At 73.3% G+C, this 15,613-nt stretch carries 11 protein-coding genes; 5 read left to right on the forward strand and 6 right to left on the reverse strand.

The genetic code is table 11. The features are described from left to right. Positions 1-147: 147 nt before the first annotated feature. The 3 genes from pepN (LZ495_RS31355) to LZ495_RS31365 all read left to right on the forward strand — a co-directional run bounded on the left by pepN (LZ495_RS31355) (position 148) and on the right by LZ495_RS31365 (position 5,694). Positions 148-2,703, forward strand: a complete 2,556-nt coding sequence (gene pepN, locus LZ495_RS31355) for an aminopeptidase N (RefSeq protein ID WP_235056339.1) — start codon at positions 148-150, stop codon at positions 2,701-2,703. Positions 2,704-2,754: 51 nt separating this feature from the next. Next, complete coding sequence (gene pepN, locus LZ495_RS31360; RefSeq protein ID WP_235056340.1) at positions 2,755-5,310, forward strand: aminopeptidase N; 2,556 nt, start codon at positions 2,755-2,757, stop codon at positions 5,308-5,310. 147 nt (positions 5,311-5,457) lie between these two features. Continuing rightward, positions 5,458-5,694 (forward strand): hypothetical protein, encoded by a 237-nt coding sequence (locus LZ495_RS31365; RefSeq protein ID WP_372498670.1) that lies wholly within the window; start codon positions 5,458-5,460, stop codon positions 5,692-5,694. 41 nt (positions 5,695-5,735) lie between these two features. On the opposite strand, the gene malQ is transcribed toward LZ495_RS31365, so the two are convergent. The 6 genes from malQ to LZ495_RS31395 all read right to left on the reverse strand — a co-directional run bounded on the left by malQ (position 5,736) and on the right by LZ495_RS31395 (position 12,223). Further along, entirely contained in the window at positions 5,736-7,952 is a 2,217-nt protein-coding gene (gene malQ / locus LZ495_RS31370; RefSeq protein ID WP_235056341.1) for a 4-alpha-glucanotransferase, read from the reverse strand. Between the two features lie 135 nt (positions 7,953-8,087). Beyond that, positions 8,088-9,146, reverse strand: a complete 1,059-nt coding sequence (locus LZ495_RS31375; RefSeq protein WP_235056342.1) for a hypothetical protein — start codon at positions 9,144-9,146, stop codon at positions 8,088-8,090. Beyond that, positions 9,143-9,682, reverse strand: coding sequence for a SigE family RNA polymerase sigma factor (locus LZ495_RS31380; RefSeq protein ID WP_235056343.1), 540 nt, complete (start codon positions 9,680-9,682; stop codon positions 9,143-9,145). Before LZ495_RS31380 ends, LZ495_RS31375 begins: the two co-directional genes overlap by 4 nt. A gap of 4 nt (positions 9,683-9,686) precedes the next feature. Further along, positions 9,687-10,784 (reverse strand): hypothetical protein, encoded by a 1,098-nt coding sequence (locus LZ495_RS31385; protein ID WP_235056344.1) that lies wholly within the window; start codon positions 10,782-10,784, stop codon positions 9,687-9,689. After that, complete coding sequence (locus tag LZ495_RS31390; RefSeq protein ID WP_235056345.1) at positions 10,781-11,377, reverse strand: SigE family RNA polymerase sigma factor; 597 nt, start codon at positions 11,375-11,377, stop codon at positions 10,781-10,783. The genes LZ495_RS31385 and LZ495_RS31390 overlap by 4 nt, the downstream gene beginning before the upstream one ends. 204 nt (positions 11,378-11,581) lie before the next feature. Further along, on the reverse strand, positions 11,582-12,223 hold the full coding sequence (locus tag LZ495_RS31395) for an HNH endonuclease (RefSeq protein WP_235056346.1): 642 nt from the start codon (positions 12,221-12,223) through the stop codon (positions 11,582-11,584). 157 nt (positions 12,224-12,380) lie between these two features. On the opposite strand from LZ495_RS31395, the gene LZ495_RS31400 reads away from it, so the two are divergent. Both LZ495_RS31400 and LZ495_RS31405 read left to right on the forward strand, forming a co-directional pair. Beyond that, positions 12,381-14,513, forward strand: coding sequence for a prolyl oligopeptidase family serine peptidase (locus LZ495_RS31400; RefSeq protein WP_235056347.1), 2,133 nt, complete (start codon positions 12,381-12,383; stop codon positions 14,511-14,513). A gap of 74 nt (positions 14,514-14,587) precedes the next feature. Further along, positions 14,588-15,604, forward strand: a complete 1,017-nt coding sequence (locus LZ495_RS31405) for a mechanosensitive ion channel family protein (RefSeq protein ID WP_235056348.1) — start codon at positions 14,588-14,590, stop codon at positions 15,602-15,604. The last annotated feature ends 9 nt before the right edge of the window (positions 15,605-15,613 follow it).

Here is a 15,613-nt window from a genome sequence, read left to right on the forward strand (position 1 = left end):
ATCTCAGTTGCCTTCTCCAGGCTGCAACCGCGCCGGTTCCGGGGGCATTCCTCGTCCCCCTGGCGCGGGGCGCGGCGTGAAAGGATTCGCGGGCAGGCAGAAACAATCCGCATCTGCTGCGAACGGCGCAAACAGGGAGCGTGATCCGTGCCCGGCAAGAACCTGACGCGCGACGAGGCCCGCGAACGGGCCCGGACGATCGGCGTCGAGGCGTACGACATCACCCTCGATCTGACCACCGGGCCCACGACGTTCCGGTCCGAGACGGTGATCCGGTTCGGCTGCACCGAACCCGGCACCTCGACCTTCGTCGACCTGCTCGCCCCCGAGGTGGCCGAGGTCCGCCTCAACGACCGGGTGCTCGACCCCGCCGAGGTCTTCGACGGCACCCGCATCGCCCTGGACGGCCTGGCCGCGGAGAACGAGCTGCGCGTGGTGGCCTCGTGCGCGTACAGCCGCACGGGGCAGGGCCTGCACCGCTTCGAGGACCCCGCGGACGGCGGCGTGTACACGTACACGCACTTCGAGCCCGCGGACGCCCGGCGGCTCTACGCCAACTTCGAACAGCCGGACCTGAAGGCCTCGTTCACCTTCACGGTGACCGCTCCCGAGGAGTGGACCGTGGTCTCCAACGCCGCCGAGGCGGTCCGCGAGCCCGCCGGTGCCGGCGCTGCCACGTGGCGCTTCGAGCCGACCAAGCGCATCTCGACCTACATCACCGCGCTGGCGGCCGGCACGTACCACGTGGTGCGCGCCGTATACGAGGGCGACGGAGTCGTCATCCCGCTCGGGCTGCTGTGCCGCAAGTCGCTGGCCGAGCACCTGGACGCCGACCGCCTGCTCGCGCAGACCAAGGCCGGCTTCGCGTTCTTCCACCGCGCCGACCGCTTCGCGCTGCCCTACCCGTTCGGCAAGTACGACCAGGTCTTCGTGCCCGAGTACAACATCGGCGCGATGGAGAACCCGGGCTGCGTGACCTTCCGCGACGAGTACATCTTCCGCTCGAAGGTCACCGAGGCGTCCTACGAGGGCCGCGCCAACACCGTGCTGCACGAGATGGCGCACATGTGGTTCGGCGACCTGGTCACCATGAAGTGGTGGGACGACCTGTGGCTCAAGGAGTCGTTCGCCGACTACATGGGCACCGCGGCGGTCGCCGAGGCCACCGAGTACGAGGACTCATGGGTGTCCTTCGCGATCCGCCGCAAGGCCTGGGCGTACCGCCAGGACCAGCAGCCCACCACGCACCCGATCGTCGCGGACATCCGCGACCTCGAGGACGCGATGCTGAACTTCGACGGCATCACCTATGCCAAGGGTGCCTCGGTGCTCAAGCAGCTGGTGGCGTACGTCGGCGCCGAGCACTTCTACGCGGGCGCGCGCCGCTACTTCGCGGCGCACGCGTACGGCAACACCGGCCTCGTCGACCTGCTCTCCGCGCTGGAGGAGGAGAGCGGGCGCGACCTGTCCACGTGGTCGAAGGCCTGGCTGGAGACCACCGGCATGAACCGGCTGGTGCCCGAGGTCGCGGTCGGCGCGGACGGCGCGGTCGCCGGCTTCGCGGTCCGGCAGGAAGGCGAGCCGCTGCGGCCGCACCGCATCGCGATCGGCTGCTACGACGACGACGGCAGCGGCAAGCTGGTGCGCACCCGCCGGGTCGAGGTCGACGTCGTCGGCGCCCGCACCGAAGTGCCGGAGCTGGCCGGCGGGCCGCGCCCCGCGCTGATCCTGCTCAACGACGACGACCTCACCTACTGCAAGATCGCCTTCGACGAGGTCTCCACCGCCACCATCGGCGAGCGCCTCTCCGACGTGCAGGACCCGCTGGCCCGCGCGCTCATCTGGTCGGCCATGTGGAACCTCGCCCGCGACGCGGAGCTGCCCGCCCGGGAGTTCATCGCGCTGGTGCTGCGGCACGCGGCCCGCGAGTCGCGCATCGCGGTGGTCCAGATGGTCCTGGAGCAGGCCGAGGCGGCACTGCACCACTACGCCGCACCGGACTGGCACGCCGCCGGGCAGGCCGAACTGTCCGCGGGCGCGCTGCGCGAGCTGCGCGCGGCGGCCCCGGGCAGCGACCACCAGCTGGCCTGGGCGCGCTGCTTCGGCCGCACCGCGGCCGGCGACGAGCAGCTCGCGCTGCTGCACGGCCTGGTGTCCGGCACGGAGTCGGTGCCCGGCCTGGACGTCGACAAGGAGCTGTCCTGGCTGTTCGCCGAGACGCTCACGGTGACCGGCGCCGGGACGAAGGCCGACCTGGACGCGCTGCTCGCCGCGGACGAGACCGCCGCCGGCCGCCAGCACTACACGGCCTGCCGGGCCGCGGTGGACACCACCGCCAACAAGGAGCGCGCCTGGCGTTCCGTGGTGGAGTCCGACGACCTCCCCAATGCGATGGTCGACGCGGTCATCCGCGGCTTCGACCGGACCATGGACCCCAAGAACCTCGCGCCGTTCACCGAGCCGTACTTCGCGGCCCTGGACCGGATCTGGTCGGAGCGCTCGATCGAGATCGCCCGGCGCATCGTGGTCGGCCTCTACCCGATGGGGGACGTGTCCGCCGAGCTGCTGCGGCGTACCGACGACTGGCTCGCCGACGACGGCCGGGCGCCCGCGCTGCGCCGCCTGGTGCTGGAGCGCCGGGACGACGCGGCCCGGGCGCTCAAGGCCCGCGCCGCGGACGCCCGCGCGGCCGCCGCCGGCTGACCCCGCAGACCTCTTCGCCCCGAACCACCCAACGCAAAGGAGACGACCGGCGTGCCCGGTACCAACCTCACCCGTGACGAGGCCCGCGAGCGGGCCCGGATCCTCACCGTCGACAGCTACGACATCGCCCTCGACCTGACCGGCACCGGACCGACGTTCGCCTCCGAGACCACGCTGCGCTTCTCGTGCGCCGAGCCGGGTGCCGCGACGTTCGTGGACCTGGTGGCGCCGTCCGTCTCCGCGATCACCCTGAACGGCGTGGCGCTGGACCCGGAGAAGGTGTACGCGGACAGCCGTATCCAGCTGGACGGGCTGGCCGCGCAGAACGAGTTGCGCGTGGTCGCGGCCTGCGCGTACATGAACACCGGCGAGGGCCTGCACCGCTTCCTCGACCCGGTCGACGGCAAGACCTACCTGTACACGCAGTTCGAGGTGGCGGACGCCCGCCGCGTCTTCGCGAACTTCGAGCAGCCGGACCTGAAGGCGACGTTCGCGTTCACCGTCACCGCCCCGGCCGACTGGCAGGTGGTGAGCAACTCGCCGACCCCCGAGGCGGTCCCGGCGGTGGGCTGCGACGGCGCCGCGGTGTGGGCGTTCGCGGCCACCCCGCGGATCTCCACCTACATCACCGCGCTGGTCGCGGGCCACTACCACGCGGTGCACGACAGCTACACGGCCGCGGACGGCACGGTCGTCCCGCTGGGCGTGTTCTGCCGCGCGTCGCTCGCCGAATTCCTGGACGCCGACAACATCTTCGACGTCACCAAGCAGGGCTTCGACTACTTCCTGGAGCAGTTCGACTTCCCGTACCCGTTCGCGAAGTACGACCAGCTCTTCGTGCCGGAGTACAACGCGGGCGCGATGGAGAACGCGGGCTGCGTGACGATCCTGGAGGACTACGTCTTCCGGTCCAAGGTCACCGACGCGTCCTACGAGGTGCGCGCCGAGACCATCCTGCACGAGCTCGCGCACATGTGGTTCGGCGACCTGGTCACCATGCAGTGGTGGGACGACCTGTGGCTGAACGAGTCGTTCGCGACGTACGCCTCGATCCGCTGCCAGGCCGAGGTCACCCGCTGGACGCAGGCCTGGGCGACGTTCGGCAACCGCATGAAGACCTGGGCGTACCGGCAGGACCAGCTGCCGTCCACGCACCCGATCTTCGCGGACATCCGGGACCTGGAGGACGTCGAGGTCAACTTCGACGGCATCACCTACGCCAAGGGCGCCTCGGTGCTCAAGCAGCTCGTCGCCTACGTGGGCAGCGAGCAGTTCATGTCCGGCGTGCGCACCTACTTCAAGCGCCACGCGTGGGGCAACAGCACGCTGGCCGACCTGCTGACCGCACTGGAGGAGACCTCCGGGCGCGACCTGTCGGCGTGGTCCGCGGCGTGGCTGCAGACCGCGGGCATCAACACCGTGCGCCCCGAGATCGCGGTCGACGAGTCCGGCACGATCACCTCGTTCGCGGTGCTGCAGGAGGCGCCCGAGGCGTGGCCGACGATCCGCACGCACCGCATGGCGATCGGCTTCTACAACCGCACCTCCGAGGGCCTGGTGCGCTCGCACCGGGTCGAGCTGGACGTGTCGGGGCCGCGCACCGAGGTCACCGAACTGGTCGGCCGCGCCCGTCCGGACGTCGTGCTGCTCAACGACGACGACCTGACGTACTGCAAGATCCGCCTCGACCCGCACTCGCTCGGCGTCGTCACCTCGGCCATCGGCGAGTTCGCCGACCCGCTGCCGCGCGCGCTGTGCTGGGCGGCAGCGTGGGACATGACGCGCGATGCGGAGATGGCGGCGCGCGACTACCTGACCCTGGTGCTGTCCGGCATCGGGCAGGAGAAGGACATCAACATCGTCGGGTCGCTGCACCGCCAGCTGATCAGCGCGCTGGAGCTGTTCGCCGACCCGGCGTGGCGCCCGGAGGGCCTGGCCCGCCTCGCCGAGGCGGCGGTCGGGCACCTGCGCACCGCGGCGCCGGGCAGCGACCACCAGCTCGCCTGGGCCCGCTGCCTGTCCTCGGTCGCCGTCGCGGACGACCAGATCGCGCTGCTCCAGGGCCTGCTCGCGGGCACCGAGACCATCGAGGGGCTGGCGGTGGACACCGACCTGCGCTGGGCGTTCCTGCAGCGCCTGGTCGCGGTCGGCGCGGCCGGCACGCCGGAGATCGACGCCGAGAAGGCCCGCGACGACACCGCGGCGGGCGCCCGGCACGCGGCGTCCTGCGTGGCGGCCCGTCCGACGCGCGAGGCCAAGGACGAGGCCTGGGCGCAGGTCGTGGAGTCCGACGCGCTGCCCAACGCCACGCAGGCGGCGGTGATCGGCGGGTTCGTGCAGACCGGCCAGCGCGAGCTGCTGACCGCCTACACGGACCGGTACTTCGCGGCGATCGCGGGCGTGTGGGAGTCGCGCACCAACGAGATCGCGCAGCAGATCGTGCTGGGCTTGTACCCGTCGATCCAGGTCTCCCAGGACACCCTGGACAAGACGGACGCGTGGCTGGCCACCGCCGAACCGGCGCCCGCGCTGCGCCGCCTGGTGGTGGAGAGCCGCGACGGCGTGGCCCGGGCGCTGCGCGCGCAGGCCAAGGACCGGGGCAAGTAGGGACGGATCCGCACGGCCGCGGCTGCCCTCGGGCGGCTGCGGCCTCGGGCGGCGCGGCCGGGACGGGAGCGCTTTCCCGGCCCGCCGCGTCACCCGAGAGGCTGCCCCGGTGGGGCAAGGTGGCAGTGCGCCGAGTACGGTAGATCCGTGGTCAACAAGAACGCACTGCGTGCCGGCACGGTCAGCGCCGGGCTCACGCTCATGCTGCTCATCTCGTCCCCGGCGGCCTTCGCCCTGACCCGGGACGACGGCGACGACCCCGGCTCCGGCCTGAGCATCGGCGAGACCCTCGGGTACTTCGTCGGCCTGCCGCTGCTGCTCTTCGCGGTGATCGCCTTCCTCGTCTCGCTCCCCGACATCATCGGCAAGGGCAAGAAGAACTGACGTCTCGCCGACGGGTGTTGCGCGGCTCCTGAACCGGAAGGTCAGAGGCCGCGCAGCACTCGCGCGAGCGAGGCTGCCCGGGCATTCTCGGTCAGGTCCTCCAGCAGCACGCGCCGGCCCGCGGCATCCGCGACCGGCAGCAGCCAGTTCGGGTACTCCCGTGACGTCCCCGGGAGATTCTGCGGACGCCGGTCGCCGACCGCGTCCGGCAGCCACACCCCCAGCATCCGGCAGGGCGCCCGCACCAGCAGCCTGTGCAGCGCCTCGACGGTCTCCCGCTCCCCCGCGCCGGGCCGCAGCAGCCCGCGGGTGCGCAGCAGGTCCAGCCACGCGTCGCGGTCCTTGTCCGCCTCCGCGTGCGCTTCCTCGGCGCTGCCGGCCAGCAGGCCCAGTTCCGCCCACAGGTCCACGTGTTCGCCCGCGAGCCGGGCCGCGGTGGGCGGCAGGTCGTGGGTGGTGACGGTGGCCAGCGACAGCTCGCGCCAGTCCTCGGGGGCGACCGGGCCGTCCTCGTCCTGTTCGAACCACAGCACCGAGGTGCCGAGCAGGCCGCGCTCGCGCAGGTAGTCGCGCACCCACGGCTCGACCGTCCCGAGGTCCTCCCCGACCACCGCGGCGCCCGCGCGGTGCGCCTCCAGGGCCAGGATGCCGACCATCGCCTCGTGGTCGTAGCGCACGTACGCGCCGCGGTCCGGGCGGTTGCCGCGCGGCACCCACCAGAACCGGAACAGCCCGAGGATGTGGTCCACGCGGACCGCGCCGGCGTTGCGGAAGGCGGTGCGCAGGAGTTCGCGGTACGGCGCGTAGCCGGCCTCGGCGAGCCGCACGGGATGCCAGGGCGGCTGGCCCCAGTCCTGGCCGAACGCGTTCATGGCGTCCGGCGGGGCGCCGCCCGAGGCGCCCAGTGCGAGGACCTCGCCGCCGCGCGCCGAGCCGAGCACCCACGCGTCGGAGCCGTCCGGGTGCACGCCGACCGCGAGGTCGTGCACGATCCCGACCGGCATGCCCGCGTCGCGGGCGGTCCGCTGGGCATCGGCGAGTTGGCCGTCCGCGATCCACTGGCACCAGCGGTGGAAGTCGACGGCGGCGGCCAGCCTGCGGCGGGCCTGGCGGACCGCCGGGGAGTCCGGGTCGTGCAGTTCCTCGGGCCAGTCGTGCCAGTTCCGGCCGTACTCCTCGACCAGTGCGCACCAGGTGGCGTGGTCGTCGAGCCAGCGGCCCTCGGCGGCCAGGAACGCGCGGTACTCCGCCTCGCGCCCCGGGCTGCGCGGCACGCGGTGCACGAGCGCGAGCGCCTCGCGCTTCGCGGCGCGCACCCGGTCGCGGTCCAGGCGGTCCGCATCGGCACCGTCGGCGGACTCCAAGTCGCCGGTACCGAGCTTGAGTTCCTCGACCACGGCGTGCTCGACCGGGCTCAGGTAGGCGTATTCGGGGACCGCCTCGACGCGCACGTACATCGGGTCGGTGAAGCGGCGGCTGACCGGGAGGTACGGGGACGCCTCGACCGGCGCCGCCGGGGAGGCCGCGTGCAGCGGGTTGACCAGCACGAACCCGGCGCCGTGCCGGCGCGCCGACCAGCCGGCCAGGTCGGCGAGGTCGGCCAGGTCGCCGAGACCCCACGAGCGGCGCGACAGCAGCGAGTAGAGCTGCACCATGAAGCCCCACGAGCGGCCGGCGGGCGGGGCCAGGGTCGCGGGGGTGACGGCCAGCGGGGTGCCGGCGTGCTGCTCGGCGGTGCGGGTGCCGGGTTCGCCGCCGGAGCCGAGCGGGGTGTCGTCGGACGGCAGGATGCGGGCGTGCAGGGTGTGCCAGCCGAGCGGCAGGTCGGCGGGCAGGGCGTAGGTGCGCTCCTGCACGACGTGCCCGTCGACGGCGGGCGGCAGGTGCCGGGAGCGCTCGGCGACGTCGCGGCGTACCCCGCCGTCCTCCTGCTCGATCCACAGCTCGACGCGCGCGCCCGGTTCGGTGTGCACCGAGAACGACTCGGCGCGCCCGGCGCGCGTGACGATCACCGGCGGCAGCACGCGCTTGCGGCGGGCGGCCTCGTGGCCGGCCAGCGCGGCGCCGATCTCCTCGGGGGTCTCGGCGGGTACGCCGAGCGCGCCGAGGACCGCGCGCACGGTCGCCTCGTCGGCATGCACGACATCGCCGCGCCAGCCGTGGTGCTCGGTGGCGACGCCGTATGCCGCCGCGAGGCGGGCCAGGTCGCCGGTCACCGGTCCCGCCGTACGTGCTTCCTCGGTGCTCGTGCGCTCCATTGGGCGAGCATCGCACCTGAACGGGCGATTTATGGGTTGTTCGCACACGACGTCGCCCGAAGGGGCGCTCCGGACGGCACGGAGCGCCCCTTCGGTCTCGCCCGCCGGCCCCGGGTGGAGGGGCCGGCGGGCCGCTCAGGAGAGCCGGCCGAACGCGTAGTCGCCCTCGACGCCTTGGGAGCGTTTGCCGAAGTAGCCGAAGCTCTCGGGGGCGACCGGGTCCGTGGCAGCGTCGATGTCGGCGGCGCTGCCGCTGCCCGACACGAAGTTGCCTTCCGGCGTGACGCAGCCGTCGGTGACGAACTCGCCCTGCGGGCAGGGCGGGACCTTGGCCCTGTCCTTGGCCGCCTGCTGTTCCTCGGCCCACATCTTGGCCTCCTCCTCGGGGTCGCCCCATCCCGGGAAGGTCCCCGGCAGCACCCCTTCGGTGCGGGCCCGGCCGACCGGGGCGCCGTTCGCGTCCAGGCCCTGGACGACCACGGATGCACCGGCCGGGGCGATGACGGCGACCGCGAAGTAGCTCACCCCGGCCGCCTCGGGCGCCCTGGCGGTGTCCGCGACGGCGACGACGACGCCGTCCACGCGGATCTCGGCCTTGGCGGCGTCCGGCGGGGCGATCCCGTACATCAGGAACTCCCCCTCGTCCGGGGTCGGCCGGTAGCCCGTGAAGGCCGTGCCGTCCGCGAACGTCAGGGGCAGTGCCGGGTCTTCGTAGTACGCGACGTCGCCGCGCGAGGTGCCGGCGTGGGCGACCAGGCAGCGGACGTCGGACAGCGTGAACTGCGGCTGCGGCCATGCCCAGACGCGGCTCGGGTCCACCCCGATGGGCGGCCACATGACCTCGGCCGCGCGGCCGGCCGGGTCCGACCCGTCCTTCGGGCATGCCGACGCACGCACCCACCAGGGGCCGAAGGAGGCGTTCCCGGAGATCGCCCCGGGCGGTGCCGGGGTCGGGGTCCTGGGCGCCACCGCCGGGCCCGCGTCGCGGTGCGGGAGGCCGAGGTATTCGGGGGCCGCGAATGCGGTGGCCACGAGTGCCGCGGCGACGCCCGCTGCTGCTGCGGCCCGCAGGCGGTCGCGGCGCCGCCGCCGCCGTACGCCGGTCATGACCCGGTCGAACGGGTCCGGGTCGCCCGGGTAGTCGTCCGGGAGGCGTCCGGCGTCGACGAGCCGGGATGTGAAGCGGTCGGTCATGCGGCACCTCCCGGGATCGCCGTGTCGCCGAGGATCCCGACGGAGCGCAGGGCCTCCAGGCCGCGGGACGCGTAGGTCTTGGCGGTGCCCACCGAGCAGCCCATCAGTTCGGCGACCTCGGTTTCCGGAAGGCCGTGGGCGTAGCGCAGGACCACGGCGACGCGCTGCCGCGTACCGAGTCCTGCCAGCGCGCGGCGCATGGCGTCGCGGTCCTCGGCCTCGCCGGCCCCGCCGGCCGGGGCGTCGGCGGCGACGTCGGACGGTGCGGTCGGTTCGGACGGTCCGGCCGCGGCGCGGCCGGTCCACCATCTGCGGCGGCCGGACGCGACGGCGAGGTTCACCACGATCCGGCGACTGTAGGCCTCGGGCTGCTCGTCCCGCAGCTTCGGCCAGACCTTCCACAGCCGGGCCAAGGCCTCCTGGGCCAACTCCTCGGCGCGGTCGACGTCGTGGACCAGGCTGTACGCGAAAGCGGTCAGCGCGGTCCAGCGGCCGCGGGTGAAGTCGGCGAACTCTTCCTGTGCAGTGGCGTCCATCGGCTCAGGCCAATCTGCCGAAGCCGTGGTCGCCTTCGATGGCCTGCGACCGCGAGCCGCGGGCACCGAAGTCGTCGGGGGACGCCAGAATCGCCTCCGCGTCGGCGCGGGTGATGCCCTCGGAGCCCAGCGGGCGGTCGATCATGCCCAGCCGACCGGGCACGCGGCAGGTGCGGGGCCCTGGAAGGGTCTCGGGGCATACCGGAACATCGGCGATCTGCCGTTCCTGCTCCTGCTCTTCGGCCCATGCCGCCGCCTCGGCCTTGGGGTCGCCCACTCCGGGGAAGGTCCCGGGCATGACGTCCTGTGTGCGGGCCCGGCCCACCGGTGCGCCGTTCGCGGCGAAGCCCTGCACGGTCACGGAGGCACCGGCCGGGGCATCGAGCAGCAGGGCGAAGAAGTTCATGCCGGCCGCTTCGGGCGCCGCCGCGGTGTCCGCGGTGGCGACGACGGCGTCGTCGACCCGGATCTCGGCTTTGGCGGCGCCGGCCGGAGCGATTCCGTACAGCACGAACTCTCCTTGGTCCGGGGTGGGCCGGTAGCCCGTGAAGGCCGTGCCGTCGGCGAACGTGAGCGGCAGCGCGGGGTCTTCGAAGAACGTGATGTCGCCGCGCGAGGTGTTCGCGTGCGCCAGCAGGCACCGGACGTTCGCCTTCCAGCGGTCCTGCTCCGGCGGGACCTCCTCGCCGGTCGGCACGGCGCCGACCGGCGGCCACGCGATGAGGCGCCGTTCGCTCAACGGATCCCCGGGGTCCCGTTCGCGGCATTCCGAGGCGCCCACCCACCAGGGGCCGAACGACGCGGTCCCGGAGATCGCCCCGGGCGGCGCCGGGGTCGCCGGCCTCGGGCTGCCCGGGGTCTCGGGTGCCGGCACGGGGACCGTCACGTCTCCGTCGCCGCCGCCGCTCCAGGGCCGGGGCACGGTCAGGGCGGCGACCGCGAGCGCCGCGGCGAGGCCGGTCGCGGCCGCCGCGCGCAGGCGGTTGCGGCGCCTTCTGCGGCGCACGCCAGCCATGACGCGCACGAGCGGGTCGGCGTCGGCCACGTAGTCGTCGGGCAGGCGGCCGGCGTCGGCCAGCCGTCCGCCGAGGCGGTCCGTCATGCCGCACCTCCCCGGTCGCGCCGGGACGCGGACTGCGGGCGAGGCCGCGGGAGGACGGCCATCACGCGTTCGCCGGGGTCGGGGCGTCCGCCGGGGGGTCCTTCGTCCGGGCCGAGGACCCCGCTGGACCGCAGGGCCTCCAGGCCGCGGGACGCGTGGGTCTTGACGGTGCCCACCGAGCAGCCGAGCAATTCGGCGACCTCGGTCTCGGGGAGGTCGTGGGCGTACCGCAGGACGACCACGACGCGCTGCCGGGCGCTGAGCCCGGCGAGTGCGCGGCGCATGATGTCGCGGTCCTCGACCTGGCCGCCGGGGCCGTCGACCGCGATGTCGGGCATCTTCGCGGTGGCGCGCTCGCCCCACCACCGGCGGCGGCCGGAGGATATGGCGAGGTTGACCAGGATGCGGCGGATGTAGGCCTCGGGCTGCTCGGTGCGCAGCTTGGGCCATACCTTCCAGAGCCTGACGAGGGCTTCCTGCACGAGGTCCTCGGCGCGGCCGACGTCGTGGACCAGGCTGTGCGCGAATGCGGTCAAAGCCGTCCAGCGGCCGCGGGTGAACTCCGCGAACTCCTCCTGCTCCGTGGCGTCCATCCATCCCCCGGTCGCGCCTGCCTGTCCCCCGGGGAACGCGATGGCGGGCAGGTCGCGTTGACACGGCCGGGAAAAAATACGGCCGGCGGCCCGAAGGCTCGGGGTGCGAGCCTAGGGGCCGCCGGCCGGACGGCCGTGCGCGGGATACCCGGGATACGGCGACGGCGGCGGACTGGCTGCCTCGTCCGGCAGAGCCCGCCGCCGTTATGCGCTTGCGGCTTGGTCGAAATTATCAAATTGTCCAAAATGCCCATCGCGGGCGCCGTGCCCAAAATGCTGATGCTGATGTTGGTGCTGGTGTTGGTGATGCGGCTGGTACTGGTGATCGGTGCGGGACCCGTACTCGTCGGCCCCGTACGGCGCCAGGTAGGGCTCCCAGCGCGGATCGCGGAACCCCGTCCCGATGATCCGCCACGCCAGACCGCTCGGCTGGGTGGGCTTGCGGTGCATCCGCCACCCCAGCTCCGCGATGTAGCGGTCGCTCTTGACGTGGTTGCAGCGCCGGCACGCCGAGACCACGTTCTCCCAGGTGTGCTGCCCGCCCCGGCTGCGCGGAATGACGTGGTCGACGCTGGTAGCGGCGCCCCCGCAGTACACGCAGCGTCCGCCGTCCCGTGCGAAAAGCGCACGGCGGGTGAGCGGAACCTGCCCCCGAAAAGGGATGCGGACGAATCGCGTCAGGCGGATGACGCTCGGAACCGGGATCTCGGTGGTGGCGCTGTGCAGAATGCTGCCGGATTCCTCCAGGCAGGTGGCCTTGTTGTTGAGCACGAGGATCAGTGCTCGCCGCACGGAGACCACGCACAGCGGCTCGTACGACGCGTTGAGGACCAGTGAATGCGGCACGTAATGCCTCCTTTAACGCCTGCGGCACGTGGCTCGTGCCGGGACGATCGGATCCCAGTGTCGCTGCCCGCCTACCCCTCGCGCTACAAAGAATCCCCAAGGTCACACGTCGTTCACCTGTGGGTGCCCTGATCCGGGCGGCATTAGGATCCACGCCATGACGCGCCCGGAGTATCCCGCCGCCCCCAGGTCGGACACCGTCGACGTGCTCGCCGGGCGGCCCGTGGCCGACCCGTTCCGGCCACTCGAGGACGCGGACTCCGCGGCCACCCGGGCATGGTCCGCGGCCCAGGAAGAGCTGTTCCGGGCGGCCGCCGGCGACCTGCCCGCCCGCGACCGGATCCGGGACCGCATCGCCGGTCTGCTGGCCACCGGAACGGTCGGCACGCCGGTCTGGCGCGGCGACCGCTGCTTCTTCCGGCGCCGGCTGCCCGGCCAGGAACACGCCGTCCTGCTGACCGCCGGCCCGGATGGGGCCGAACGGGTGCTTCTGGACCCGGTGGCGCTCGATCCGGACGGCACCACCACGCTCGACGACTGGCGGCCCTCGCTCGAAGGCGACCTGCTGGCGTACCGCATCTCCCGCGGCGGCACCGAGGAGTCCGAGCTCCATGTGATCGACGTGGCCACCGGCGCGCGCGTCGACGGACCGGTCACCCGCACCCGCGAATCGCCGCTGGCCTGGCTGCCCGGCGGCCGGGCCATGTACATCCAGCGCAACCTGCCGCCCGGGCAGGTCCCGGCGGACGAGGCGCAGTACCACCGCCGCGTCTACCTGCACCGGCTCGGCACCGACCCGGACACCGACGACGTCGAGGTGTTCGGCGCCGGGCAGGACAAGACGTCCTTCTTCCGGGTGTCCGTCTCGCGCGACGGCCGCCACCTGGTGGTCAGCGCCTCGGAGGGCACCGCGCCGCGCAACGACCTGTGGCTCGCCGACCTGGCCGCGTCCGCCCCGGAGGCGCCGGTGCTGCGCCCTGTCCAGGTCGGCCTCGACGCGCGGACCGGCGCGTACCCGGCCCGCGACGGGCGGCTCTACATCTTCACCGACCTCGACGCGCCGCGCGGCCGCCTGTGCGTGGCCGACCCGGACGCCGCCGACCTGGGCCCGGGCACCTGGACCACGCTCATCGCCGAGGACCCGGCCGCGGTGCTGGAGGACTACGCGATCCTCGACGGCCCCGAACTCGGCGACGCGCCCGTGCTGCTGGCCGCCTGGACCCGGCACGCGGCCGGCGAGCTCACCCGGCACGACCTGCGCACCGGAGCCCTGCTCGGCCCCGTGCCGCCCGGCGGCACCGGACCGGACGGCACCGGACCGGCGGCCGGCCCGGGGTCGATCGGCAGCCTCGTGGAACGCGACGGGGGCGGCTGCGAGGCCTGGTTCGGCTGGTCCGACTACCGCACGCCGTCCTCGGTGCGCCGCTACGACGCCCGCACCGGCGAGGTGACCACCTGGGCCACCGCACCCGGCAGCGTGGACGTCCCGGACGTCCACGTGCGGCAGGAGGAGTACACCTCCAAGGACGGCACCACCGTCCGCATGTTCGTCATCTCGCCCACCCCCGAGCCCGACATGCCACGGCCGACCGTGCTCTACGGCTACGGCGGCTTCGCGATCCCGATGACGCCCGGCTACTCGGCCGGCGTGCTCACCTGGGTCGAGGCCGGCGGCGTCTACGCCATCGCCGGCCTGCGCGGCGGCAGCGAGGAGGGCGAGGACTGGCACCGCGCGGGCATGCGCGAGCACAAGCAGCGCGTCTTCGACGACTTCCACGCGGCCGCCGAGCACCTGGTCGCGGAGGGCTGGGCGGCGCCCGGCGGGCTGGGCATCTCGGGCGGCTCCAACGGCGGCCTGCTGGTCGGCGCGGCGCTGACCCAGCGGCCCGAGCTGTACGCCGCGGTGGTCTGCTCCGCACCGCTCCTGGACATGGTCCGGTACGAGAACTTCGGCCTGGGCCGGCTGTGGACCGACGAGTACGGCACGGTCGAGGTGCCCGAGGAACTGGACTGGCTGCTCGGCTACTCGCCGTACCACCACGTGGCCGAGGGCGTGGAGTACCCCGCGGTGCTGTTCACGGTGTTCGACGGCGACACCCGCGTCGACCCGCTGCACGCCCGCAAGATGTGCGCCGCGCTGCAGGCCGCCGGGGCGGGCAGCCGCCCGGTGCTGCTGCGCGCCGAGTCCGACGTCGGCCACGCCGACCGCTCGGTCACCCGCTCGGTCGAACTGTCCGCGGACACTTTGGCGTTCCTGGCACGCTGGACCGGACTGACGCCCGCGCCCTGAGGGCAGAAACCGGGCATGGACCGCCGTGCCGTTACCGTGGTGGGGGAAACCAGCCCCTGCAGAGAGGTCCGTTCGTGTTCGTTCCGGGAATGCCGGCCGTCCTGCTCGCCGCCGACGATGGGCAGCAGAACGAAAAGGTGTCGACCTGGTTCGACCGGCACGGCGAGGCCCTCGTGGTGACCCCCATCCGGATCCTGGTCATCATCATCGTGGCGCTGATCCTGCGGGCCATCACCCGCAAGATGATCACCCAGCTGATCGCCCGGATGGCCAACGACGGCTCGAACGGCAGCGGCCGCCCGGTCACCGGGTTCCTGCTCAACGCCGAGCGCCGCAGGCAGCGCGCCGAGACGGTCGGCTCGGTCATGCGCAGCATGGCGTCCTTCGTGATCCTCGGCATCGCCACGCTGCTGGTGCTCAGCGAGCTCAACGTGAACCTGGCCCCGCTGCTGGCCAGCGCCGGCATCGCGGGCGTGGCGATCGGCTTCGGCGCGCGGAACCTGGTCACCGACTTCCTGTCCGGCATGTTCATGATCCTCGAGGACCAGTACGGCGTCGGGGACTTGGTGGACGCCGGTCCCGCGTCCGGCACGGTCATCGAGGTCGGGCTGCGCATCACCAAGCTGCGGGACGTCGACGGCACGGTCTGGTACGTCCGCAACGGCGAGATCAAACGGGTCGGGAACCGCAGCCAGGGCTGGGGCACCGCCAAGGTCGACGTGCAGGTCGGCTACCGCGAGGACGTCGAGAAGGTGCGCGACCTGATCGTCACCGCCACCGAGCAGCTCGCCGACGACGAGCAGTGGAACGAGACGGTGTGGGGCCCGGGCGAGGTGATCGGCATGGAGTCGGTCACCGCGGAGTCGGTGGTGCTGCAGGTCCAGATCAAGACGATGCCGGGGCAGGAGCTGCCGGTCGCGCGCGAGCTGCGGGGCCGCCTCAAGCACGCGTTCGACGACGCGGGGGTGCGGCTCAGCGAGCCGGTCGTGGTGCCCACCGGCGTACCCGAGGCTGCCTCCGCGGGTGCCTCGGCGCCGGCCGAGCCCGCCCCGCCGGCCCCGCCGCCGGCCGCTCCCCAGCCGCCTGCGTAGCCCGCGGAT

The organism is Yinghuangia soli (assembly GCF_021502675.1).
In the GTDB taxonomy this organism is placed as follows: domain Bacteria; phylum Actinomycetota; class Actinomycetes; order Streptomycetales; family Streptomycetaceae; genus Yinghuangia; species Yinghuangia soli.

Excerpts from the sequence above, each read along its gene's own strand:
- LZ495_RS31380 (WP_235056343.1), bottom strand. The coding sequence starts at position 9,682 with ATGGACGCCACTGCACAGGAAGAGTTCGCCGACTTCACCCGCGGCCGC.
- LZ495_RS31375 (WP_235056342.1), bottom strand. The coding sequence starts at position 9,146 with ATGACCGACCGCTTCACATCCCGGCTCGTCGACGCCGGACGCCTCCCG.
- LZ495_RS31385 (WP_235056344.1), bottom strand. The coding sequence starts at position 10,784 with ATGACGGACCGCCTCGGCGGACGGCTGGCCGACGCCGGCCGCCTGCCC.
- malQ (WP_235056341.1), bottom strand. The coding sequence starts at position 7,952 with ATGGAGCGCACGAGCACCGAGGAAGCACGTACGGCGGGACCGGTGACC.
- LZ495_RS31400 (WP_235056347.1), top strand. The coding sequence starts at position 12,381 with ATGACGCGCCCGGAGTATCCCGCCGCCCCCAGGTCGGACACCGTCGAC.
- LZ495_RS31390 (WP_235056345.1), bottom strand. The coding sequence starts at position 11,377 with ATGGACGCCACGGAGCAGGAGGAGTTCGCGGAGTTCACCCGCGGCCGC.